Source organism: Vibrio natriegens NBRC 15636 = ATCC 14048 = DSM 759 (assembly GCF_035621455.1).
Lineage (GTDB): Bacteria > Pseudomonadota > Gammaproteobacteria > Enterobacterales > Vibrionaceae > Vibrio > Vibrio natriegens.
On the sequence record NZ_CP141822.1, the window covers coordinates 540,934 to 565,623 of the forward strand.

Genomic DNA, 24,690 nt, shown 5'->3' on the forward strand with positions numbered 1-24,690 from the left:
AGTAAAGATAACTTCCATGAGCAATGAAATGAAAATCCTATTAGCTAACCCACGCGGTTTTTGTGCTGGCGTTGACCGTGCGATTAGCATCGTAGAGCGTGCGCTTGAAATGTATCAGCCACCGATTTATGTCCGTCATGAAGTGGTGCACAACCGTTTTGTCGTTGAAGGGCTAAAACAACGTGGTGCGATCTTCGTAGAAGAGTTGCATGAAGTGCCTGATAACAACATTGTGATTTTTTCTGCTCATGGTGTATCGCAAGCGGTTCGCCAAGAAGCCAAACAACGTGACCTTACTGTGTTTGATGCAACGTGTCCGTTGGTGACTAAAGTTCATATGGAAGTGGCTCGCGCCAGCCGTCGTAATATGGAAGTAGTACTGATCGGCCACGCCGGTCACCCTGAAGTGGAAGGCACGATGGGTCAGTACGCGAGTGAAACTGGCGGTATGTACTTAGTGGAAACACCTGCTGATGTAGAGAAGCTAAAAGCGATTGTTAAAGATCCTTCCGATCTGCATTACGTAAGCCAAACCACGCTTTCCGTTGATGAGACGGCAGACGTGATTGAAGAGCTGCGCCGCGTATTTCCTGATATTCAGGGGCCGCGAAAAGACGACATCTGCTACGCGACTCAAAACCGTCAGGATGCCGTTCGAGAAATGGCAAGTGAAGTGGATGTGATGGTCGTTGTTGGTTCGAAGAACTCATCAAATTCGACCCGTCTAAAAGAGCTAGCAGAGAAACTGGGTACACCGGGCTATTTGACGGATTGCCCTGAAGACATTAAACCTGAATGGTTTGATGGCAAAACGAAAGTCGGTGTTACTGCTGGTGCTTCAGCGCCCGAGGAACTGGTTAACCAAATCCTTGAGCGTATTAAAGAGATGGTCGGTGCGCGCGCTGTGGATGAGGTTTTAGGCCGCGAAGAGAACATGTTCTTTGAAGTACCAAAAGAGCTGCAAATCAAGCAAGTAGACTGATATCCAGTTTTCGAATAGGCAAAAGGCGACCTCAGGGTCGCCTTTTTTGATTAAATAGCTTGGTGCTTAATGGCTGATACCGAGCATCTCTTTGAGTACTTTCAGATAGCGACGACTCACTGGGATCTCAAAGCCAGTTTTAGTGATGATTTCCGCTAAGCCATTTTCTAATAATTTTATTTCGCTAATCGCTTTGATACTGACCAGGTACTGACGGTGACATCGCACCAGTGGCGTTTTTTCTTCAATTGTTTTCAGTGTTAACTGCGTACTGGCAGTTTGGTTAATTGAGCGAACGTGTACACCGCTGATATCACTATAGGCGCATTCCACTGTGTCAGTTGCCATGATCACTATGCGGTTGTGACCAATACAAGGTATTTGGTCTAACGTATCAGGCGTTATCGCGGAGAGCTGTTGAGTCAGTGTCGACTGGCTAATGGTCTTATGCAGACGCTTCACTGTTTTGTTGAGTCGCTCTGGATCGACGGGTTTCAGCAAATAATCAAACGCGTTGTCTTCAAAAGCCTGAATCGCATACTGGTCATAAGCGGTCACAAAGACCACGTAGGGCATGGTTTCCGGATCAAGCATACCAAGCAGCTCAATGCCCGTGACTTGTGGCATTTGAATATCCAGGAACACCACATCTGGTTTAAGCTCATTGATTTTCTTCAGGCCAAGAATGGCGTTGGAGGCATCACCTATCACCTCTACCTGGCCTGTTTCGGACAACAATTCGGCCAATTCTTCACGAGCAAATTGTTCATCATCAATGACGAGTGCGGTTAACATCCATTCTTACCTTGTAGTATTGCGACTGACCTTTACGAAGTTGTGGGAATAATAAAACTCATTTTAGTAAATTGATGCTTCTCGCACGCAATTTTTAGCGCTGAATCACGCCCAAACTGATTTGTGAGACGTTTGTCGACAATCTCCATACCTAAACCAGAGTGGTTGTCTTTAGGTGGCTCAAAACTGCCTGCATTGTCTTCCACGGTAATCAGATGACCTTGTGGATGCGCTTGGCTGTATATTCTCACCTTGCCGCCTTCCAGCATATTAGAGACGCCGTGTTTAATGGCATTTTCTACCAAAGGCTGAAGTGTAAAGCTTGGTAACTTGATGTCCAGTAATTCTGGTTCAATATCTATCTCGACTTCGAGTCGGTCAGTAAAACGAGCCTTTTCAATACTCAGGTAAGAATTCACATGAGCAAGCTCTTCTTTTAGCGTTACCGTGTTGATGTTCTGTTTTAAGTTACTGCGGAAGAAGTGCGATAAGTTTTGGATCAGTTCTCGAGCTTTATCCGGGTCACGTCGTGTAATCGCGCTGATGGTATTGAGCGCATTAAACAAGAAATGTGGATTAACCTGCGCGTGCAGCAATTTGATTTCTGCCTGAGCTAATAAGGTTTGTTGTTGCTGATAATCTCCATATAAAATCTGGCTGGATAACAGTTGTGCAATCCCTTCTGCCATCGACATGTTTGCCGTCGAAAACAGTTTTCGCTTCGGCTCGTAGAGTTTGATAGTACCGATTACTTCCTTGCCCGCTCTAAGTGGAATAATAAGCGCTGAACCCAGTTTACAGTCTTTCGCAATGGAGCACTGATAAGGGCGCTCGGAGCCATCCAGATAAATAATGTCGTTCTTTTCCATCGAGTCTAAGGTACTTTGCGATGAAATCGGGGTGTTGGGTTTGTGGTGATCATCACCGATACCAACAAAGGCGAGGATTTTCTCCTGATCGGTAATCGCGACCGCGCCTACTTTTGTCTCTTCATAAATAATACGGGCGATTTTTTCTGCGTTTTCAGTGTTAAAACCGTTACTTAAAATGCCCACTGAGCGGTCGGCAATGGTTAACGCTCGGCGTGAAAAGGTTGCCGAGTACTTTTCAAAAATGGTTTTTCGGTCTTGAAGAATGCTCATGAACAGAGCAGCACCAAACGAGTTGGCAATGATCATCGGAGCAGCAATCGCTGATACCAGTTCATAAGCCTGGTCGAACGGTTTTGCGACCGCGAGCAGTAAGATCATTTGTACAACTTCAGCCACAAAAGTCACGCTGAACACGACGCTTGGGTTAAATAGCAGGGCACCTTTGTTGCGTTTGATTAGGTATACGTGAAGCAGGCCACCGATAACCCCTTCAGCCGTGGTTGAGATTGCACAAGCCAGATCGGTAAAACCACCGAGTGTGTAGCGGTGAATACCACCAGTAAGTCCTACCGCGAAACCAACCACGGGGCCACCAAATAGCCCGCCCATGACTGCACCGATAGCACGAGTATTGGCAATTGCATCGTTAATATGCAGACCAAAATAGGTGCCGAGAATACAGAAGCCCGAGAAAAGTACGTAACAAATTAAGCGGTGGCTTAAGCGAGAAGAGATGCTCAACAGAGGCAATATAATGGGTGTTTTACTCAGCATGTACGCCAGTACTAAGTAAACACACATTTGCTGTAATAGAGAAATAACCAGTTCCATAGCGAACCTAACCTGAAATCAATGTTGTTATTGTATACCTAAGTAACCTCAAGATGCTTGGTTCAGCGACAAGGCTCTAAGCCAGTATGTTGAAGTCACTTGGGTATAAAACAAAAAGAGCCTGCATCGGGCAGGCTCTCTAACTTAATCAGTCGATGAAAATGCGCTGATATTAAGCAGTTTCAGATACCGCTTGTGGTTTCTCTTCGTCAGCCAGTTCAGTTTCGCCTTTACCTTTAGAGGTTTTGATAACGTAACCCGTAACAACTAGTGAGAAGATGATACCCGCGATAGTCGACACTTGCATTGGCAGACCGAAACCTAGTGAGCTGTTGTTCAGAATGAACGTTACACACACCGTTGTCATGAACATTGCAGGGATAGTAGTAATCCAGTGCAGTTTGTTGTGACGTAGTAGGTAAGCCGACGCAGTCCAAAGCATCATTACTGCTGTAGTTTGGTTTGCGAAACCGAAGTAACGCCAGATGATACCGAAGTCAACTTGAGTCAGGATACCACCGATAACGAACAGTGGAAGCGCCATTAGTAGACGGTTGCGCAGTGTTTTCTGTTCCATGTTGAAGTATTCAGCAAGGATCAGACGGCTTGAACGGAACGCTGTGTCACCTGAAGTAATAGGTAGGATAACCACACCTAGGAACGCGATGATACCGCCGAACACACCTAGTAGACCAAATGATGCGCTGTAAACTACGTTACCAGGGCCGCCGTTCTTCACTGCTTCTGACAGTGCGTCTAGAGAGCCGAAGAAAGACAGTGCGATAGCACACCAGATTAGTGCGATAACACCTTCACCGATCATTGCACCGTAGAATACGAAGCGACCGTTTTTCTCGTTTTCCATACAACGCGCCATCAGTGGAGACTGAGTCGCGTGGAAGCCAGAGATTGCACCACATGCGATAGTGATGAACAGTGCTGGCCATAGAGGCATGTCATTCGGGTTTAGGTTGCTGAACATGTCTGAAACTTGGAAGTCACCCATTACCGTGTGCTCGCTAGAGAATGCTACAGCAGTCATCAGGCCAACAGACATGAAAATTAGTAGTGCGCCAAATAGTGGGTAGAAACGGCCGATGATCTTATCAACAGGAACGATAGTCGCAATGATGTAGTACGCAAAGATTGCGATAACCATTGTAGTCATGCTTACGTTTAGGCTTGTTTGATCGTTGATTAGGTTTGTGATCATGCCAGCTGGTGCTGATACGAATACAACACCTACAAGAAGCAGTAAGACAATGGCAAAAATGTTCATAAAGTGTTTTGCGCCATTCCCTAGGTAACGTCCAGTAATGGTTGGTACAGAAGCACCGCCGTTACGAACAGATAGCATACCTGAGAAGTAATCGTGTACCGCGCCAGCAAAAATACAGCCGATAACAATCCATAACATTGCCGCTGGGCCGTATAGCGCACCCATGATTGGGCCAAAGATAGGACCTACGCCAGCGATGTTAAGTAGCTGAACTAGGTAAACTTTCTTGGTTGACATTGGAACATAGTCAACACCATCTGCTTTAGTGTGAGCAGGCGTTTGGCGTTTTTCATTGATGCCGAAAATTTTCTCGACGAAAGCGCCGTAGATGAAGTATCCGCCGATTAGGGCTGCGACACAGGTTAGAAACCACATCATAACTATTGTCCTTGGTTAGTAGGATAGGGTAATTGTTTTAATTTCAGGATGCATGTTAAGGGCTGCTTTTGTTAATTGCATTCGCTTAGTCGGTAAGTGGTCGAATAGGACTACGAGTGGTCGATATGGCCTTTGAGTGGTTTTGGGCAGTGTTCAGTGGTTGCTCTTAGCCGTGAATGGTATTTGGATGGGATGAGTGGTTCTGATTTCATGGTTAGCGGTGGTTACCACTGTCAGGGGTTAAATACGCAGATAAACGGTCAAAGTGAGAATTTAGTGGTAAGCTTATTTTGAAAACAAATTTTTAAAACAAAGAGTTAAGGGGAAATATGAAAAAGGCAACGTTAGGGTTAGCGCTGGCTTTACTGGCAGGGTGTTCCGCTACTACAGAAGATCTCGCTCAGTCAGGCGACTGGTATCAAATCGGTTATCAGGATGGCATCGCGGGTCATACATCACGCACAGTGAAAGAGCTAAGCGCCATGGGCAATGTAAAACAAGGAGATTACGACCAAGGTTATCTCGAAGGTTTGTCTGAATACTGTAACCCTGATTTTGCGTATCAGATTGGACTATCTGGTCAGTATTACGAAGGGGTGTGCGAAGGGACGAAACAAGCCCAAAAATTCCGAATGGAATGGCAGCGTGGCTGGAACGAATACAGTAACTAACGCAGTTTCATAATCAAGACGACAGTCTGACTTGTTAATCTTCTGACAAATGGGGAGGGTTTGTTTGGTCTACTTTTGCCATTGAATTTTAATTCAGAGTGATTCCGACGATGAAAAAGTACCTCCTGCTCACCTTAGTTTTATTGCCGCTGACCGCCAGTGCATCTAATGCGCTAAAGGATACCATTAAAGCTAAACGTAAATACGAGCATAGCAAAAGCCATATTACTAATACGCTTGATAACACTAAGCGTGATATCGAAGAGATCACCAGTGGCACCTACGTACAGAATCAGGCCAAACGTGAGGCCAAGAAAGCGACGAGCAAGTACACCAATAAAGTGGAAAACGTCAAAAACGCCACCGACCCCGAACATATTAAACGTAAAGCGAATAATGAGCTCAATCGCCAGTTTGATGAATGGCTCTATGAAGATTAATCAACGTTAAATAGACGAGTAAAGGTGACACGAAGTCACCTTTTTTATGCTTACCTGTTTGTGATTATTTCGGCTGGTGGTTTTCTACCGCTTTACGCAGGAAGCCATCCTGATGCGCCAGCTGCTGGCGAGCGGAGTCGATATCAAGATCGGTCAGGATCATTAAGATCGCCAATTTTACCTCATAGTCTGTTTGTTTGAGCACGGCAGTTGCCTGATCTTTACTGCAGTCCGTCGCTTGCATCACGATACGAGCGGCGCGTGCGACCAGTTTGTCATTGGTGGCTTTCACATCCACCATTAAGTTTTGGTAGCTCTTACCAATGCGGATCATGCTTGCTGTTGTCAGCATGTTCAGCACCAGTTTCTGTGCCGTTCCTGACTTCAGGCGGGTCGAGCCTGTTAATGCCTCGGGGCCGACGACTGGACTGATTGCAATGTCAGCGATATCGGCAATAGGAGAGTCAGGGTTACAAGACAGTGCTACTGTTGTTGCGCCAATCTCATTGGCATACTCTAATCCACCAATCACATAAGGCGTTCTGCCACTTGCTGCGATGCCGACAACCACATCACTTTTATTGAAGTTGATATTCTTTAAATCTTGCTCGCCGAGCAAAGGAGAATCTTCAGCACCTTCTTTCGCTTTGAGAATAGCTTTTGGTCCGCCTGCTATTAAGCCAATGACCATTTTGTCTGATACCCCAAACGTTGGCGGGCACTCTGATGCATCCAAAACGCCTAAACGACCACTGGTACCAGCACCCATATAAACCAGCCTGCCGCCCGCTTTAAATGCTGCTGTAATCTTATCGACCGCCAATGCTATCTCAGGAAGGACCTTTTCTACGGCAAGAGGAACCAGTTTGTCTTGCTGATTAATGCGCTGAACAATATCCAGTGAAGGCAGCAAGTCGATATCCATTGTTTCTGGGTTACGACCTTCAGAAACGAGCTGTGATAAAGCGGCAATAAGTGCGTCGTTTGTCATAATTAAGCCTTCATTATTAATTTTTTGAATACAGTACACCGAGTGAAGCCAGTCGGCTTGCTCCGGTGACTTCCGGTAAATTGCTCGGCAAACCGTGAATATGGCGCTGAGCTAACCAGGCAAACGCCATTGCTTCCATATAGTCGCCATCAACGCCTTTTTCGTTGGTTGTGGTCACTTGCCATTGAGGCATTAATTCGCTTAAGCGTTGCATCAACAGTGGGTTTCTCGCTCCGCCACCACAAACCAGCAGTAGCGGAGATGTGCCGTAAGTAAATTTCTCTACTTCACTGGCGATGGTGACGGCGGAGTATTCACATAATGTGCGCTGAACATCTTCTGCAGAGAGTGAATGCCCTGTCAGTTGGGATTGTAACCAGTTGATATTGAATAGTTCGCGGCCGGTACTTTTGGGTGCTGCGCGTGTTAAATAAGGCTCTTGAAGTAATTGATTGAGCAGTACCGGATTGACTGTACCTTGCAGTGCAAATTGTGCGTCTTTATCGAACCCTTGCGTCGTATGCTTCTCACACCAGGCATCCATCAACAAATTACCAGGCCCAGTATCGTAACCAATCACCGGTTGCTGTGGGTGCAAAACGGAAACATTGGCAATACCACCGATGTTTAAAACCACGGTTGTCGAGTCTTGCATCGCGAAGATACTTTTGTGGAAAGCTGGTACAAGAGGAGCGCCTTGCCCGCCGAGTGCCATGTCCTTACGACGAAAATCCGCCACGGTGTCGATACCGGTTTTCACCGCGATAATATTGGCATCACCCAATTGAGTGGTAAATGGATACTCGCCAGTTGGCTGGTGGAAAACGGTTTGACCATGGTTGCCAATAGCCCGAACTTGCTCAGCGGAATAGCCTGATTTATCCAACAGCTGGAGAACGGAATTTGCAAACAGGTGACCAAGCTGGTGGTCGAGTTCACCAATGGCTTTCAGGTTCGTCTCCTGACCAGTGCAAACGGACAATAAAGCCTGTTTCAGCTGGGCAGGCATTGGATAATCATCGTGGGCAATAAGCTGAACGTGGTTTCCTTTAATCTCAACCAAAGCCGTATCGACACCATCCATACTCGTGCCAGACATCACGCCAATGTAAAGTTCGTTAAAATTCACAGCCGATCTCGTCAATTCTTCATTCGCTTATTGTAAAGCAAATCTGAAGCGAATAACCTCATTTGGTACCAGATATTTGAGGAGAAAACATGGGTCCGTTATGGGTTGACGTTGCAGGCTATGAGCTGACTGCTGAAGACAAAGAAATTTTGGAGCATCCAACGGTTGGTGGCTTGATTCTGTTTACACGGAATTATCATGATAGCGAGCAACTTCAGGCGCTTACCCAGTCTATCCGCAAAGCGGCGAAACGTCCGCTACTGATTGGTGTCGATCAGGAAGGAGGGCGCGTACAGCGATTTCGTGAGGGCTTTTCTCTTATCCCTGCTGCTGATGAATATGCAAAACATCAAAATAGTGAAGAGCTTGCTCGAATGGGCGGCTGGCTTATGGCAGCGGAGCTGATTGCTCATGACATTGATTTGAGCTTCGCCCCTGTATTGGATAAAGGCCATCAGTGTAAAGCGATTGGTAGCCGAGCCTTTGGGGAAGACGCCAATACCATCCTTCGTCATAGCACTGCCTACATGCAAGGGATGAAAAGTATCGGCATGGCGACAACAGGCAAACACTTTCCCGGACATGGTGGCGTGATTGCTGACTCTCATCTGGAAACGCCCTATGACGAGCGCAGTGATATTTTTGAGCAAGACATGGCGATTTTCAAAGCTCAAATCGAGGCGGGTATTTTGGATGCCATGATGCCAGCCCACGTCATTTTTCCGAACTACGACTCTCAACCTGCCAGCGGTTCCGAATATTGGCTGAAAACAATTCTGCGTCAGCAACTTGGTTTCAAAGGCTTGATCTTCTCTGATGATTTAACCATGGAAGGCGCAGTTATCATGGGCGGTCCTGCAGAACGCTCCATTCAGGCTTTGAATGCAGGGTGCGATATGCTGTTGATGTGCAATAAAAGAGAGGCTCAGGTCGAAGCTCTGGATAACTTACCTATCACGAGAGTGCCGCAAGCCAGCGCGTTACTGAAAAAACAGAGCTTTTCTCTGAGTGAGCTCAAGTTGTCACAAGAGTGGAAACAAGCCAGCGAAGCGATGAAGCGTTTAACTCCATAAACTTCAATACTTGTAAGCACGTAAACTGCTAAAAACACCGAACTCAAGCCAAACTTAAGTTAAGTTTGGCTTTTATTTTGTGTAAAATTAAATTTACAGTAAATGTTTTTTAAAATGTACACTTGTTTTTATCGTTTAGCCTGTTATCTTGTCGTTAAAGCTTAGTTGTCTCACCAAGGATTTGGTTGGGTGTAAAAAATAATATACAGGTCAAGGTTATGAAAAAAAGTGAATTGAGCGACATTAACATCGTCGAAGAACAGGTTCTTATCACTCCAGATGAGTTAAAAGCGAAATTGCCTCTGAGTGACAAAGCACGCCGCTTTATCCAAGAATCTCGTCAAACTATTGCTGACATCATTCATAAGAAAGATCACCGTTTGCTTGTTGTGTGTGGACCTTGTTCTATCCACGATATTGATGCGGCGAAAGATTACGCAAAACGTCTTAAAGCGCTTTCAGAACAACTAAGTGACCAACTGTATATTGTAATGCGTGTTTACTTTGAAAAGCCTCGTACTACCGTTGGCTGGAAAGGTTTAGTTAACGACCCGCATCTGGATGGCAGTTTTGATATCGAACATGGTCTGCATGTTGGCCGTGAACTGCTGGTTGACCTGGCAGAGATGGAAATTCCGCTAGCGACAGAAGCTCTTGACCCAATCAGCCCGCAGTACATCGCAGATACCTTTAGTTGGGCTGCAATTGGTGCGCGTACTACCGAATCGCAAACTCACCGTGAAATGGCGAGTGGCCTGTCTATGCCAATTGGTTTTAAAAACGGTACTGATGGTAGCTTGGCGACAGCAATCAATGCGATGCAAGCAGCATCATCTAGCCACCGTTTCATGGGTATTAACCGTGAAGGACAAGTTGCACTGCTCACGACTCAGGGCAACGCGAATGGTCACGTGATTCTTCGTGGCGGTAAGCAGACGAACTACGATTCAGTATCCGTGACTGAGTGTGAACAAGAAATGGCGAAGTCAGGTCTTGATGCTTCACTGATGGTGGACTGTAGCCACGCGAACTCACGTAAAGACTACCGCCGTCAGCCACTGGTTGCTGAAGACGTGATCCATCAAATTCGTGAAGGCAACAAGTCTATTATCGGCCTGATGATTGAAAGCCACATCAACGAAGGCAACCAGTCTTCTGACTTGAAGCTTGAAGAGATGGAATACGGTGTATCTATCACCGATGCATGTATCAATTGGGAGTCAACTGAGGCACTATTACGTCATGCACACGAAGAGCTGGTGCCTTTCTTAGAGAATCGCCTAAAAGGCTAAAAAACGGAACTTATTTAAAGGAACATCAATGGCAGTTGAACTTAACGCATTACGCGATCAGATTGATGCAGTCGACAAGCAAATGCTTGAGCTTCTAGCCCAGCGTTTATCGCTGGTAGAAAAAGTGGGTGAAGTAAAAAGCGAACACGGTTTGCCAATTTATGCCCCCGACCGAGAGGCCGCGATGTTAGCGTCTCGTCGAGCTGAAGCTGAAAAAATTGGGGTACCCCCACAGCTAATCGAAGACATTCTTCGTCGTACTATGCGTGAGTCTTATGCCAGTGAGAAAGATTCCGGATTTAAGTGTTTGAACCCAGAATTACGCTCAGTTGTGATTATCGGTGGTAATGGTCAACTGGGCGGTCTGTTTGGCCGCATGTTCAAATTGTCGGGCTACCAGGTCAAAGTTCTGGGCAGTAAAGATTGGGATCGTGCGGATGAAATCCTGGACAACGCGGGTTTAGTCGTGGTCACGGTACCGATTCATCTGACGGAAGGTGTTATCGAGAAGCTGGGTAATTTGCCAGAAGATTGCATTTTGTGTGATTTAACCTCGATTAAGTCGAAGCCACTGCAAGCGATGCTCAAGGTGCACGCTGGCCCGGTTGTTGGTCTTCACCCGATGTTTGGTCCTGATGTTCCTAGCCTTGCGAAGCAGGTTATTGTGTACTGTGATGGCCGTGGGAACGAGCATTACCAATGGCTACTCCAACAATTTGGTATTTGGGGCGCAAGTTTGTGTCAGATTGACGCAGAAGAGCACGATCATGGCATGACTCTGATTCAGGCACTGCGCCACTTTACGTCGTTTGCTTACGGCATGCACTTAAGTAAAGAGAACCCGAATATCGATCAGTTGCTCAAACTAAGCTCGCCTATCTACCGCCTTGAATTGGCGATGGTTGGACGACTGTTTGGTCAGGACCCGAATTTGTACGGTGATATCATTTTCTCTTCTCAAGAGAATATTGACATGATCAAGCGATTCCATCAGCGTTTGGGTGATGCGGTAGCGATCCTGGATAGCAAAGACAAAGCGCGATTCATCGAAAGTTTCAAGCAGGTGAGCGATTGGTTTGGTACTTACTCTCAACAATTTATGAATGAGAGCCAGAACCTGCTCAAGCAAGCCAATGATAATATTCATCGTGGCTAACAGCCTGATATAAAAAAAGAGCAGCGTTGGCTGCTCTTTTTTTATTTGAAGAAAATTAGTTAACGGCTGTCTCGTTACCTTCTTCACTGGACACGGTGTTGATGCTGGTGTCTCGGTAAGGCGAATTAGTTAAGTTGATTTGCAGACGAACAACGTTGTCAATCAACTGAACTAATGGACCCCATTTAACTTTATTCTCTTTTTCAAACACGTAGTTGAAATTCTCTGGTGTCCAGTCCATCAAGTATTGAGGATTCAATGCTCGCCCGAGGAAGCGCACTTCATAATGCAGGTGAGGTCCGGTCGAATTACCAGAGTTACCACATTGAGCAATAACATCCCCTTTACTGACAAATTCCCCGCTTTTCACTTTGAATTTTTGCAGGTGCGCATAAGAGCTCATAAAACCGAACGAATGGCGTAAAGTCAGGTAGTTGCCATAGCCTCGATTACCCGGACGAACCGTCTCTACAACCCCATCGGCAGGAGCCAGCACCTCTTCACCACGCTTACAGGTTAGGTCGATACCAGTATGAACGTGTTTTTTCCCTGAAATCGGGTTGATTCGAGTGCCATAAGAGGACGAGATGCGCTGATAAGTGATTGGGCTGTCGTTAGGAATAAGGCGGAACATGGTTGCACGTACGGCAGAATCTATTGCCGCAGCGTCAATTCTCTCTTCCAGTGCCAAATTGTTTTCATCAAGCATCAGCTCTTCGTCGGCTAATCCAAGTACCGACTCGACATCGAATACACGTTTACCCAGCAGCTGAATTTGGTTATTTCTGTCAGTCAAAGATTGAGATAACGAGTGGTTGGTATCAAGCTGTTCTTCGTAAAGTGCGGTGATTTCGTTTTTCTCACTCTCCAGTTTAGCGACGGCTTGAACCAGTACATCTTGATCATAGCGCTGTTGCTGGTTCATATACCATGCACCACCAATAACGGCAGGTAACGCGATGACCGAAGCCAGCACTGTGACGACCGAAATGCGGCCAAAGTAAAATTGCTGATCGCCGTTTTTTGTCGGGATCTGAATGATGATTTTTTTAGACATAGTGATAGTTACTTAAGTAGGCATTTGATTATTTATTTCCTAAAGCGAAAGCAGCGTTAACTTTCGTATGGAAGTTCGTTATTGCCTACATTCAATTCTGAAAATTACTTTTGTTGGCTGTACTTTCAATGAGCATCAGCCTAATTAGTTGGTTCGATGGGCAGAGGAGTTTGGTCGACAATTGATGAAAAAAGTCGTCTCTCCACTTTATTATTTTTCTTACCAATGACTCGAACGGACTGAATCATATATCAAAAAGCACAAAAAGTGTGCGAATATTATCTGAAAGTGTCGGGATAGCTAAAAAGTGATGTTGGTTCAGCCTTCAGAAAACGAAAGGCCGCTATGATAGCGGCCTTTGTTCAAATTACAATCGGACTTTCCTGACTGTTTCAGGTAGCGACCATGAATCTGTAGAGATTACTTCGCGATACGTTTGTATTTGATGCGATGAGGTTCTGCAGCTTCAGGACCAAGCGTCTTCTTCAACCAGTCCATGTACTCGGTGTAGTTGCCTTCGTAGAAGTTAACCTGACCTTCGTCACGGTAGTCGATGATGTGTGTTGCGATACGGTCAAGGAACCAACGGTCGTGCGAGATAACCATTGCACAGCCCGGGAATTCAAGTAGCGCTTCTTCTAGTGCACGTAGCGTTTCAACGTCAAGGTCGTTGGTTGGTTCATCGAGTAACAGTACGTTGCCGCCCGCTTTCAGTAGTTTCGCAAGGTGTACACGGTTACGCTCACCACCAGATAGCTCACCGATTACTTTCTGTTGATCAGAGCCTTTGAAGTTGAAACGTGAACAGTATGCACGTGCAGGGATTTCGAAGTTGTTGATCTTAATGATATCAGCGCCTTCAGAAATCTCTTGGAATACAGTGTTCTTGTCGTTCATTGAGTCACGGAACTGCTCAACCGATGCCAGTTTCACAGTATCACCCAGTTCAATAGTGCCTGAATCTGGTTGCTCTGTGCCGCTTAGCATTTTGAATAGCGTTGACTTACCTGCACCGTTGGCACCGATAATACCGACGATCGCACCTTTAGGGATGCTGAATGACAAGTCATCAATCAGTACACGGCCGTCGAACGATTTCGTCAGGTTATTCACTTCGATAACCTTGTCACCTAGGCGCTCACCTGGTGGGATAAATAGTTCGTTGGTCTCGTTACGTTTTTGATGGTCAGTGTTTTGAAGCTCTTCAAAACGAGCCATACGCGCTTTCGATTTCGCCTGACGACCTTTAGGGTTTTTGCGTACCCACTCAAGTTCTTTCTCGATGGTCTTTTGACGAGCACTTTCTTGTGATGCTTCTTGCTGTAGACGTGCATCTTTTTGCTCTAGCCAAGAGGTGTAGTTACCTTCCCATGGAATACCTTCACCACGGTCAAGTTCAAGAATCCAGCCAGCAGCGTTATCAAGGAAGTAACGGTCGTGGGTAATCGCTACAACAGTACCTGTGTAATCAACCAGGAAGCGTTCTAGCCAAGCAACAGACTCAGCATCCAAGTGGTTGGTTGGTTCGTCGAGAAGAAGCATGTCTGGCTTTTCTAGTAGAAGACGACAAATAGCGACACGACGACGCTCACCACCTGACAGATGGGCAATCTTTTGATCCCACTCAGGAAGACGCAAAGCATCCGCTGCACGTTCCAGAGCATTATCAAGATTATGGCCATCTTTCGCTTGAATCAGAGCTTCCAGCTCGCCTTGTTCTTTTGCCAGAGCATCGAAATCCGCATCTGGTTCAGCGTATGCTGCATATACCGCGTCCAAACGTTGAAGCGCGCCTGCAACGTCTGATACCGCTTCTTCTACGATCTCACGAACGGTTTTTGATTCATCAAGTACCGGCTCCTGAGGCAGGTAGCCAACATTAAGCCCAGGTTGTGGACGTGCTTCACCGTCGATATCCGTGTCGATACCCGCCATGATACGTAGCAGAGTTGATTTACCTGCACCGTTCAGACCTAAAACACCGATTTTCGCACCAGGGAAGAAGCTCAGAGAGATGTCTTTAAGAATTTGACGCTTAGGTGGCACGATTTTGCTCACCCGCGACATGGTATATACGTATTCAGCCATTGCCGATCGTTCCTAAATTAACTGTTATTCAAACCCACTATTTTATACCAACTGCCTGATATACCCAAATGACTTCAGGATACCCAATTCAGAGCCTTGTCACTGACTGGCATAAATCGTTTACCTGGGGCTATTTGTTACCGCGCTGCAAGAATTTTACCTGTTATACGATTTCTTATTCTCAGCTGACCGGAAACTTACATGGTTACGGTATACACTTTTGTTATTCGCTTGAAGTGAAGAATGGATTTCTTTGCACATTATGAACTTCTCGTCCTCATTGCTGCAAAAGTTAACGAGTATAAATTTTAATACATCAATTCACTTTACATTGGTTGCATATTTCTGTGTAAATGTATGCATATACTTAAAGTGCCTTTGAAACATAAACTCTAAGAAAACTAGGCTTTGAGGCAATAAATGTCTGGGGAAAAATATACAAATGAGATTCAACGTTACGGAATTGGCTAAAAGTGTATGCTGTGCTGCTGCTTTATGTGCGGTTAGTCTGACAGCGAACGCCGCGCTTAGCTTAGAAAAACAGCGCGAAGTGTATGAGCAGGCCCAAAATCTATTAGATAAAAATGACATCAACGGGTACTTAGTGATCCGTCCCAAAATTGCGGACTATCCGCTGACACCTTATGTGGACTACCGTACTTTCATTCGACAGTTACCGAGTAAGTCCCCAAAACAAGTTAATGACTTTATCTCCGAGTACGAGACTTTTCCTTTTTCTCGCCGTGTTAGCGCTCCTTATCTGAATCATCTCTACAAAGAGAAAGATTGGAAGGCCATTACTGAGTTTCAAAAAGTGATACCCAGTGGCGAGCGTTACCAGTGTATTTTTTACCAGGCGAATTTGAAGCAGGGTAAACAAGTTGCGGCGTTTAAAGGCGCGGAAGATATGTGGTTAAGCGGTTCAAGTATCGCTTCTGAGTGTGACCCGCTATTTTCTGCCTGGGATAAAGCGGGCGGAAGAACTGACGATTTGATATTACAGCGAATGTTACTGGCGTTTGATGCACGTAACGGCAGCCTGATTAGTTATCTGCAAAAGCTACCAAAGTCGGCCAAAGCGAAACAACAAGCCCAAGATATGAAGGCGTTGTTTGATAAGCCTGCCACGGTCGCTGAATTTGCCAAGAAAAAGCCCGCGAACGATTTTAATCGTGCTCAGAGTCAATATGCGTTAGAAAAGTTAGCTCGCATGAATATCGAGCAGGCACAACAAGCGTATGACTCGGTGGTAAAAGGGCAGAAATTCTCTCCTGAAAAAGCACAGTCTTTGGCGGATTACATTGCCTTCAGGCTGACGCGTACAGAGTCGGCCAGTCTGGCTAAATGGCGAGATGACAAGACAAAAACCAGTCAGGACCTGCCTCTCATCGAGACTCGTATTCGCCTCGCGGTGCAAAATGCAGACTGGAAAGGGGTTCAGGAGTGGATAGCGGTTCTTAACAAAGAAGAGCAGGCGACGCTGCGATGGCAATATTGGTTGGGTCGAAGTGAGATTGCACTGGGAGATGACATTGCGGGTAAGAAGCGTTTAGCAACATTGGTTGGAGAGCGTAACTTTTATAGTGTCGCAGCCGCAAACGCGATAGGGCAGTCGATCAAATATCCAAGTCACCGAATCAAATTAGACATTAAGGCAGTTCAGCCTTATCACGATGCTCTGGCCCGTATTTCGGAGATGATCGCGACAGACAAGATTTCTGCAGCAAAAAGCGAATGGGCGCATTTGCTCCGTCGAGTGAATAAAGACGACAAAGCCATGCTAGCGGCTTATGCCTCTTCGAAGCATTGGCATCACCTGACTGTTACCGCAAGTATTCAAGCTCAAATGTGGGACAATATTGAATTACGGTTCCCTGTTGCGCATCAGTGGTGGTTTAATTTCTATGCGAAGAAGCATGACATCGACCCGGTTACTATGATGTCTTTGGCAAGGCAAGAGAGTGCGTTGGATGTAGAGGCTCGTTCACCCGTTGGTGCACGCGGTATCATGCAGATAATGCCTGAAACTGCAAAATACACCGCACGTAAGTACAAGTTAAAGTATCAAGGTACTGAAGAGTTGTATAACGTCGGTAAAAATATCGAAATTGGCAGCCATTACCTGCAAGGTTTATTGGAGGATTACGATAATAATCGTATTTTTGCTCTAGCGGCTTATAATGCTGGCCCTAACAGAGTGAAAACGTGGCGAGAGCGAACCCAAGGAAAAGTGGATGCTTATGCCTTTATCGAGGCGATTCCATTTAAAGAGACACGTGGTTATGTTCAGAACATCTTAATGTTTGAAACTTACTACCGTGATCTTTTGGGTATCGATGGCGCGTTCTTGAATCAACATGAGATCAATACCAAGTATTGAGTGAGGTAACTTGATGTCACACGAACCCGAGTACACAGACTGGCAGCAGATTCTTGAGCTAATTCGAACAAGTGTCGATAGTCAGCAGCATGAAATGTTTTTAACGATGCTGATGACGCCTGATGAACGAGATTCATTAATTGCCCGAGTGAACATTCTTAATGAACTGCTCAAAGGCGAGTTATCTCAACGTCAGATCAGCCAGATGCTGGGCGTGGGCATTGCAACCATCACACGTGGCTCAAATGAGTTGAAATCCAAATCGGATGAAGAGAAAGACCAGCTCAAGGCATTATTAGAGCCAACAGAGTAAAACAAAAGGGCGGAGATTCCGCCCTTTTTTATTATCACTAGAATAGGAACGTCAGCTTTAAAGGTTAGCTGGAAAGTGCTCTGTGTTGGTAAAAGGAATCAAAGCCAGAATTAAGGCTTGATGATATACCGAGCTGCGCGTCAATTGGTTTTGGGTCAATAGACTAATTGCGCCACCCTTCTGTTTAATATTTTCTGTGCCAAACACGCTGTCCATAACATCGCCAAGTTCGTTGGCATGTTCAAGTTGCGCCAACACTTCTGGCGGTAACATCAAACTTGCTGAGCGGGATTCGCCACGATGAGTCTGCGACTCGATCACCATCCAGGCGAAGGTAACATTGCCTTCGATACCAGCTTCTAGTCCAACATAAAAATCCCCGCCTAGAGCTTCGACTTTGGCATTTTTTACTCTATTCAATGCGCCTGTATACGTTTCTTCGTTGCTCATCGGCTGATCCGCAACTTCGCTGGGTACACTTACTCCCTCAAACTCAAAAGCCTGATTTGGAAATGCACTTTGAAACGCACTCTTAACCGCATTGATTTTTGCTGGATTTAAAGAGGCAATAACGACTTTTTGGGTTGCCATGATCTTTTTGCTCACAGGTGTCTATTAACTCAATTTAACTTGGGTTGGTTTTACGTTTTCGCTAGGGTAACAACCTAGTACTTTCAGGTGCTTAGTGATCTTAGTGAGCTCTTGTAACGCTTGCTGCATCTCTTGCGAATCCAAATGAGATTCTAGGTCAACGTAGAACATTTCTTCCCATGGATTGCCCATAATAGGACGCGACTCAAGCTTGGTCATATTGATGCCATAGCGTTGCAGTACCAGTAGTGTTTCAACCAGTGAACCCGCTTGTTGAGACGTGGACATAATCAGCGTCGTCTTGGCTGGTATTTGGGTAGAAACCTCGACTGGTTTACGAGCTACTACAATAAAGCGAGTATGGTTTTCTGTTTGGTTGGCGATGTTGCCCTGAATCGCTTGTAGGCCGTACAACTTACCGCTTGATGCATTACCGATAGCAGCTACATCATCTCGGCCTAGCTCTTGTACCTTCTGCATTGCATCGGCTGTGCTGGCACACGACTCTAGTTTCACGCCTTTCATGCGGCTAAGGAACTCACTGCATTGTTGATGTGGCTGAGGGTGAGAGTAAAGCGTTTTGATGTCTTCGAGACGGATGTCTTTTGTCGCAACCAAGCAATGTTCAATAGGCTGCGTTAACTCACCAACGATGTACAACGTGGTGTGCTGCAGCAAGTCATACACTTCGTTAATAGAGCCAGAACTCGTGTTTTCAATCGGTAGGACACCGTAGTCGGCGTGACCTGATTCTACCGTCTGAGTTACTTCCCTGAAGTGTTCACAGTTCAGTTCAATCAGTTCAGTATTTTTACGGCTAAAATATTCGCGGCTTGCCAAATGTGAATATGAGCCTTTCGCACCAAGGAAAGCAACACGTGCGAGAGGTTTACGGCTTTGTTGAGGATTGACTAGATTCTGGAGATAACTTTGCTGCAGAAGAACTGAGTCTTCAATAATTGTGTGGAAAAGTTTGGTGATGTACTGAGCGTCTAAATCATATTTTTCGCGGCCATTAGAAATGAGCTTCACCAACAACTGTTGTTCACGGACAGCATCGCGAACCGGCTTTGAGGTTTGTACTTTGCTCTTGGCGACTTCAATGCTGAGTCTGCGGCGCTCAGACAACAAGCTAAGTAGCTCGTCATCAAGTTCGTTTAAACGTACACGAATATCTTCCAGAGAAATGGGTTGGTCAGTCATCAATTCTTTCCTTATAAAAAAGCCTCCCGGTTTGGGAGGCTTTCTGTTTGTTTTTGACTTTTCTTTCACAAACGAGTTCGCCCCTCCATCTATGGGAGGAAAAAGAAGTCAAAAATAAACAGAGGGGTTAAATGCATAATTAGTGCGCAATTTATGAGTGTTTAAACACAATAAGCAAGCAGGCGTAGAGCGTCAAGCAAAAAAATAGCGCCTTACGGCGCTATTTCCTCAATCTGGTCTATTTACTCTTCTTCTACTTCAAGCTCTGGCTTGGTAGCTCTGCGAGCTTCAGGCTTGTGGGTCAGCTTATTCAATTGTCGTTCTAGTTTTTGCTCCACTTCATTGATAGCTGCGTAAAGATCTTCGTGAGTCGCTGAGGCGATAAGTTGGCCTTTTGGAACCTTGATAACCGCTTCGAATTTTTTCTGTTTATTTGGTTCCTCACTGAAAGTTGCTTGGCATCCAATTAGGTCGACTTGCCATTTCTCCAGTTTTTTAAATTTGCTCTCAATATGAGCTCGGATTGCAGAGGTGATTTCGATGTTTTTGCCAGTGATATTCATTGTCATAAGTATTTTTCCTCTGTTGCATCCCTCATGGGTTAAGTTCAGATTACTGCTTTATGGATAAATAAATGTGATCTAAATCACTATTTGGTTCGAGGTTTTTAAAAGGAAAAATGAATGTGATCTCACTCAAGAAGTATCGAGATTTATCGTTAAATAGCTTGTTATCGGTTAGCAAATCATTAGATTGGATAGAGTACTCAGCTGAAAACCACCTCGTTTTTAGGGGCGTTGTACAGCCCATAATTTAGTTTGGTCAAAAATTAACTGAACAAAATACGTGATTGAAATCACGCCAGAGTATGTAATCAAAGAGAGTTTTGAAAAGCCGCTTAGTTAACAAGCGGCTTTTTGCTTTCTGGTGTTTGACTCACCTTGAGTAATGGGGTCATGAAAACCGGATCGTCCGGAGCCAACAAAACATTCTTTAACGATTTAGCGTGGTCCAAACTCTCTAATTGTTTGTATATGACGTAGTAACGGTTGATGGTAGTGACATAACCGACGGTTGCGCTGATGTTCTTTCTCATCACGACTTCAACATTATTGAACCACACATTTGGGTTATATCCCTGTCTGGCGGCGAGCTTACGCATTCTCTCGACGTTGCCCGGCCCAGCGTTATAGGCGGCCAAAGTGAAGTAGATTTTGTTTTCGGCGGATATGGCCTTGTCGTTGAAGTATTGCCGACGTAAAAACGCCATGTACTTCACGCCTGCATGAACGTTGTTTTCCAATTGTCGAACATTTTTGATGTTGATATTCGGATCTTGTGCGGTACTGGGTAGGATTTGCATAATGCCCACCGCGCCTCGACTGCCGACCAGATTATTATTAAAGCCCGATTCTTTATAAGCGACGGCCGCTATCAGCAGATAGTCAAAGTTGTACTTCTCCCCATAGCGCGAAAACAACGCGGACAGTTTTTCTAACTGAGCAATTTTTTTCGGGTTGAGCGCTTTATTGAGCCAGTTGGTATTGTCAATGTACTTGCCGTAGATGACGTTTCCGAGCAGGGTGCCGGAGCGTGATTTCTTGATGAACTTATTGACCACAGCTTTCAACTGCGGGCTGTCTTTACGCATTGCCCAGCCGATTTTGCCACTTTTACGCAGTGGAACCTTTTTGTGTACCCGAATGTCATCCATTACCTTGAGCCACAGGCTTGCTTTGTGGCTATCTAACACGATGGCTTTGACGTAGCCATTATTCACCATGCCAACCAGTTCGTAGTCTTGGAGGGTTTCTTCAACGAAGTGGACAATGACGGGGGGCAATCCTTTCTTGTTTAAAGTTTTATTAAGAGATTGAATGCTTTCAAAATAACTGGAGCTAGCTCGGACCCATATCTCTTTTCCACTCAGTTGCTCTAGCTTTGTGATGGCAGGTGTTTTTTTGTTGGTAACGATCCACTCTTGAATTCCCGAGATTATTGGGGAACTAAAATCGACTTTTTCTTTACGGCTATCAGTAATCGTCAGGTTTGCGACAATTAAGTCGCCAGAGCCTTTGTTTAGAGCGGGAATCAACTGGTCACGAGCAAGAGGGATAATTTGTACGTTTAGTTTCGGTTTGATTTTGCGTAAATCTTTCTCGAAATGAGCCAGAAGCTCTGCACCAATTCCTTTAGGAGTTCCGCCTTCAATGTAGTAAAAACCCAGGTCAGCAGAGACAAGCACGCGTAGCAAGTTCTTCTCTTTTATGACGTCTAAATCACCGGTATACGGTGGCTGTTTCAACGGTGAAATTTGTAATGCGCAAACGGATGCTGACAGCAGGATCAGTAATATTGCCCATAGCTTAGATAATCTCACGTTCACGTCCAGGTTAATGGTGGGGGAGCTTTAAGCATATATTGTGCTCAAAAAACCATCAAGTGAGGGCGGGGGGAAGTGACTATGATAGAAAAACGCCACAGTTGTTGAGACTGTGGCGAGAAGTTTTGCGGCAGTTTGGTTTAATCGACTGGATTAAGCTTAATCAACTCTTCCGTTCTGGCGATAGAGTCTTCCAGACCAAGCTGCTTGTAAGCTTCTAGCTGTATATCAAGCGACTTACGCGCTGCTTCTGTATCAGGGAAGGTCTTTTGCAGTTCTTGGCTGCGGTTGATCGCGGCAATCCACGCTTCACGGCGTAGGTAGAAATCTGCCGTTGCCAGATCATAATTGGCCAAACGGTTTTTCAAGGCGATCATGCGTTTTTGCGAATCTTCCGCATAATGGCTGTTTGGGTAACGTTGAAGTAGCTTTTTGAAATCATCAAAGGCTTGTTTAACTGGCTCTGGATCTCGGTCGCTACGATCAATATTAAACAGATCGTGCATAAAGTTACGATCTTGCGCCATATGAGTTAGGCCGCGCATGTACAACACCCAGTCCATTTTTTCGTGAGTTGGGTTTAGGCGCATAAAGCGTGAGATGGTTGCCAAGCCAAGTGCTAGGTCGTCGTTTTTGTAGTACGCGTAAATGAGATCAAGTTGTACCTGCTCGGAGTACGCACCAAATGGGTAGCGTGAGTCTAATGCTTCCAGTTTTTCAATCGCAGTAAGCCAATTGCCGGTTTGAAGCGAGGTTTGTGCGTCTGCATACAGTTCCGAAGGTGGCACATCAGGAACGATTTCTTCTTTGCTTGCACATCCAAACAGAAGGGATACCGCTAAAAGGCCTGTTAAAGTCTGACGTTTCATATCAGGAGTCTGTTCCTTGAATCTAAATATTTCTTAAGCTGCCGTTACTTTCTTTCCAGTAACAGATACAATGACGTAATAGTCTATTTTTCCACAGTCGTGAGCATTAGTCTCACAGTTTTTAAAAAAGTTCGATATGGCTCAGCAGATAGTATTAACAAATACCGTAAAAGATAGTCAATTAGGTCAGCGTTTAGACCAAGCTATCGCAGAATTATTCGCGGACTTCTCTCGCTCTCGCCTGAAAGAATGGCTTCTTGAGGGGAAAGTTCAAGTGAATGGTGAAGTTGTCACCAAACCTCGCACCAAAGTCATGGGCGGCGAGGAAATTACATTGCAAGCCGAGCTGGAAGATGAAGAACGCTGGGAAGCGCAAGATATCCCGCTAGATATCGTCTACGAAGATGATGACATCATCGTAATCAATAAGCCTCGTGATTTTGTTGTACACCCAGGTGCGGGTACGCCGGATGGTACGGTGCTAAATGCATTACTACATCATTACCCAGATATTGCTGAAGTACCGCGTGCAGGTATTGTTCACCGTCTTGATAAAGATACTACCGGTTTGATGGTGGTAGCGAAAACGGTACCAGCGCAGACGCGTTTAGTTCGTGCACTTCAAAAGCGTAATATCACTCGTGAATACGAGGCGATTGCTATTGGCCGTATGACTGCGGGTGGTAAAGTCGATCAACCGATTGGCCGTCACTCGACTAAGCGTACATTGATGGCAGTAGCGCCAATGGGTAAACCAGCGGTTACTCACTACCGTGTTGCGGAACACTTCCGTGAGCACACGCGTATTCGCCTGCGTCTTGAGACAGGTCGTACTCACCAGATCCGTGTTCATATGTCTTACCTTCAGCACCCACTTTTGGGCGATACGGCTTACGGTGGTCGCGCACGTATTCCTACTGGAGCATCGCAAGAGCTGACAGATATGATCCGTGGCTTCGACCGTCAGGCACTTCACGCTGTGATGTTACGTTTCGAACATCCTGTCACTGGTGAAGAGTTGGAGTTCCATGCTCCAGTGCCAGATGACATGGTGGCAATGACCGAAGCATTGCGTAAAGATACTGAAGAACACGGTTTACCGGACGAATTCTAATATGAAGATCATTGTTCCTAACTGGCCAGCGCCTAAAAATGTAAAAGCGTTTGCTTCCACGCGAGTGGGAGGCGTTTCGACGGGAGCCTATCAAGGGCTTAATCTTGGCGCTCACGTTGGGGACGATTTGTCATTAGTAGAACAAAACCGTGACTGGTTGATGAAGCAGGCCGAAATGCCAAGTGCGCCGGTTTGGTTGAATCAGACTCACTCTACCGTTGTCACTCAGGTTTCAGAGCCAACGTCTAAAGTGCTCGATGCCGATGGCGTGTTCACCAATTCTGGTTACGTGGTATGTTCTGCGATGACCGCAGATTGTCTGCCGGTGATTTTAACCAATAGTCAAGGCACACAAGTTGCGGCAGTCCATGCTGGCTGGCGAGGTTTAGCCAATGGCATCGTCGAAAATGCTTTAGAGATGTTTTCTGGCGATGTTATGGCATGGCTTGGACCTGCTATCGGTCCAGAAGCATTTGAAGTCGGTGAAGATGTTCTGCAAGCTTTTGTTGATTTTGATCCTAAGGCTGAGCAAGCGTTTATTCCGCGAGACATTCAAGGCAAGTGGTTTGCTGATATGTCCAAGCTCGCAACGCAGCGTCTAAACAAAGCTGGAGTCTCCCAAGTGTTTGACTCGGGTTTGTGTACATACCAAAACGGTGATGATTTTTACTCTTATCGTCGTGACGGGGTGACCGGGCGCCAAGCGACCTTTATCTGGCTGGAAGATTAGGTTTTAACCAGTAATTGAAATGGGTGATGCATTCCCTGAGTTTGCATCACTGTTTATATTTATTTACATCCTC

General features: G+C 45.6%; 22 protein-coding genes and 1 other annotated feature. Of the genes, 10 read left to right on the forward strand and 12 right to left on the reverse strand.

Features of this window, described 5'->3' with window-relative positions:
- The first annotated feature begins 16 nt into the window (after positions 1-16).
- Positions 17-982, forward strand: a complete 966-nt coding sequence (ispH, locus tag VER99_RS02475; RefSeq protein ID WP_020335931.1) for a 4-hydroxy-3-methylbut-2-enyl diphosphate reductase — start codon at positions 17-19, stop codon at positions 980-982.
- A 66-nt stretch (positions 983-1,048) separates the two neighbouring features.
- Here ispH and btsR read toward each other — a convergent pair whose 3' ends face one another.
- The 3 genes from btsR to VER99_RS02490 all read right to left on the reverse strand — a co-directional run bounded on the left by btsR (position 1,049) and on the right by VER99_RS02490 (position 5,137).
- Positions 1,049-1,777 (reverse strand): two-component system response regulator BtsR, encoded by a 729-nt coding sequence (gene btsR, locus VER99_RS02480; protein WP_014230871.1) that lies wholly within the window; start codon positions 1,775-1,777, stop codon positions 1,049-1,051.
- Between the two features lie 32 nt (positions 1,778-1,809).
- A complete protein-coding gene (locus VER99_RS02485; protein ID WP_014230872.1) occupies positions 1,810-3,480 on the reverse strand; it encodes a sensor histidine kinase in 1,671 nt (556 codons plus the stop codon).
- Between the two features lie 172 nt (positions 3,481-3,652).
- Entirely contained in the window at positions 3,653-5,137 is a 1,485-nt protein-coding gene (locus VER99_RS02490) for a carbon starvation CstA family protein (protein ID WP_020335932.1), read from the reverse strand.
- A 329-nt stretch (positions 5,138-5,466) separates the two neighbouring features.
- On the opposite strand from VER99_RS02490, the gene VER99_RS02495 reads away from it, so the two are divergent.
- Positions 5,467-5,808, forward strand: coding sequence for a DUF2799 domain-containing protein (locus tag VER99_RS02495; RefSeq protein ID WP_014230874.1), 342 nt, complete (start codon positions 5,467-5,469; stop codon positions 5,806-5,808).
- A gap of 110 nt (positions 5,809-5,918) precedes the next feature.
- Positions 5,919-6,248: a hypothetical protein gene (locus VER99_RS02500; protein ID WP_014230875.1), complete on the forward strand. Its 330-nt coding sequence runs from the start codon at positions 5,919-5,921 to the stop codon at positions 6,246-6,248.
- 64 nt (positions 6,249-6,312) lie between these two features.
- Here the strand turns inward: VER99_RS02500 and murQ are convergent, their stop codons facing one another.
- Positions 6,313-7,239: an N-acetylmuramic acid 6-phosphate etherase gene (gene murQ, locus VER99_RS02505; RefSeq protein ID WP_020335933.1), complete on the reverse strand. Its 927-nt coding sequence runs from the start codon at positions 7,237-7,239 to the stop codon at positions 6,313-6,315.
- Between the two features lie 16 nt (positions 7,240-7,255).
- Positions 7,256-8,368, reverse strand: a complete 1,113-nt coding sequence (locus VER99_RS02510) for an anhydro-N-acetylmuramic acid kinase (protein WP_020335934.1) — start codon at positions 8,366-8,368, stop codon at positions 7,256-7,258.
- An 89-nt stretch (positions 8,369-8,457) separates the two neighbouring features.
- Between VER99_RS02510 and nagZ the strand changes: the two genes are divergently transcribed.
- The 3 genes from nagZ to tyrA all read left to right on the forward strand — a co-directional run bounded on the left by nagZ (position 8,458) and on the right by tyrA (position 11,889).
- On the forward strand, positions 8,458-9,441 hold the full coding sequence (gene nagZ / locus VER99_RS02515) for a beta-N-acetylhexosaminidase (protein WP_020335935.1): 984 nt from the start codon (positions 8,458-8,460) through the stop codon (positions 9,439-9,441).
- Positions 9,442-9,659: 218 nt separating this feature from the next.
- Positions 9,660-10,733 carry a 3-deoxy-7-phosphoheptulonate synthase gene (locus tag VER99_RS02520; protein ID WP_020335936.1) on the forward strand — a complete coding sequence of 358 codons (1,074 nt, stop codon included), beginning with the start codon at positions 9,660-9,662 and terminating at the stop codon, positions 10,731-10,733.
- A 28-nt stretch (positions 10,734-10,761) separates the two neighbouring features.
- Entirely contained in the window at positions 10,762-11,889 is a 1,128-nt protein-coding gene (tyrA, locus tag VER99_RS02525; RefSeq protein WP_014230880.1) for a bifunctional chorismate mutase/prephenate dehydrogenase, read from the forward strand.
- A 55-nt stretch (positions 11,890-11,944) separates the two neighbouring features.
- Here the strand turns inward: tyrA and VER99_RS02530 are convergent, their stop codons facing one another.
- Together VER99_RS02530 and ettA are read right to left on the reverse strand one after the other, a co-directional pair.
- Entirely contained in the window at positions 11,945-12,946 is a 1,002-nt protein-coding gene (locus tag VER99_RS02530; protein WP_014230881.1) for a M23 family metallopeptidase, read from the reverse strand.
- A gap of 420 nt (positions 12,947-13,366) precedes the next feature.
- A complete protein-coding gene (ettA, locus tag VER99_RS02535; protein WP_020335937.1) occupies positions 13,367-15,034 on the reverse strand; it encodes an energy-dependent translational throttle protein EttA in 1,668 nt (555 codons plus the stop codon).
- Positions 15,035-15,476: 442 nt separating this feature from the next.
- Between ettA and sltY the strand changes: the two genes are divergently transcribed.
- Both sltY and trpR read left to right on the forward strand, forming a co-directional pair.
- Positions 15,477-17,414: a murein transglycosylase gene (gene sltY / locus VER99_RS02540; protein ID WP_020335938.1), complete on the forward strand. Its 1,938-nt coding sequence runs from the start codon at positions 15,477-15,479 to the stop codon at positions 17,412-17,414.
- A 13-nt stretch (positions 17,415-17,427) separates the two neighbouring features.
- On the forward strand, positions 17,428-17,727 hold the full coding sequence (gene trpR, locus VER99_RS02545; protein WP_020335939.1) for a trp operon repressor: 300 nt from the start codon (positions 17,428-17,430) through the stop codon (positions 17,725-17,727).
- A gap of 57 nt (positions 17,728-17,784) precedes the next feature.
- On the opposite strand, the gene yjjX is transcribed toward trpR, so the two are convergent.
- From yjjX to VER99_RS02570, 5 genes are all read right to left on the reverse strand, one after another.
- Positions 17,785-18,318, reverse strand: a complete 534-nt coding sequence (yjjX, locus tag VER99_RS02550) for an inosine/xanthosine triphosphatase (RefSeq protein WP_014230885.1) — start codon at positions 18,316-18,318, stop codon at positions 17,785-17,787.
- A 24-nt stretch (positions 18,319-18,342) separates the two neighbouring features.
- Positions 18,343-19,521 (reverse strand): prephenate dehydratase, encoded by a 1,179-nt coding sequence (gene pheA / locus VER99_RS02555; RefSeq protein ID WP_020335942.1) that lies wholly within the window; start codon positions 19,519-19,521, stop codon positions 18,343-18,345.
- A 12-nt stretch (positions 19,522-19,533) separates the two neighbouring features.
- Positions 19,534-19,655, reverse strand: a sequence feature (Phe leader region).
- Between the two features lie 108 nt (positions 19,656-19,763).
- The gene (gene hpf, locus VER99_RS02560) at positions 19,764-20,090 is read right to left on the reverse strand and encodes a ribosome hibernation-promoting factor, HPF/YfiA family (RefSeq protein ID WP_020335943.1); all 327 of its coding nucleotides are present in this window, start codon (positions 20,088-20,090) and stop codon (positions 19,764-19,766) included.
- A 329-nt stretch (positions 20,091-20,419) separates the two neighbouring features.
- On the reverse strand, positions 20,420-21,901 hold the full coding sequence (locus VER99_RS02565) for an MltF family protein (protein WP_020335944.1): 1,482 nt from the start codon (positions 21,899-21,901) through the stop codon (positions 20,420-20,422).
- Positions 21,902-22,044: 143 nt separating this feature from the next.
- Positions 22,045-22,773, reverse strand: a complete 729-nt coding sequence (locus VER99_RS02570; RefSeq protein WP_020335945.1) for an outer membrane protein assembly factor BamD — start codon at positions 22,771-22,773, stop codon at positions 22,045-22,047.
- 136 nt (positions 22,774-22,909) lie between these two features.
- Between VER99_RS02570 and rluD the strand changes: the two genes are divergently transcribed.
- Both rluD and pgeF read left to right on the forward strand, forming a co-directional pair.
- Positions 22,910-23,887, forward strand: coding sequence for a 23S rRNA pseudouridine(1911/1915/1917) synthase RluD (gene rluD / locus VER99_RS02575; protein ID WP_020335946.1), 978 nt, complete (start codon positions 22,910-22,912; stop codon positions 23,885-23,887).
- A 1-nt stretch (position 23,888) separates the two neighbouring features.
- Positions 23,889-24,617 carry a peptidoglycan editing factor PgeF gene (gene pgeF, locus VER99_RS02580; RefSeq protein WP_020335947.1) on the forward strand — a complete coding sequence of 243 codons (729 nt, stop codon included), beginning with the start codon at positions 23,889-23,891 and terminating at the stop codon, positions 24,615-24,617.
- Positions 24,618-24,690 lie beyond the last annotated feature (73 nt).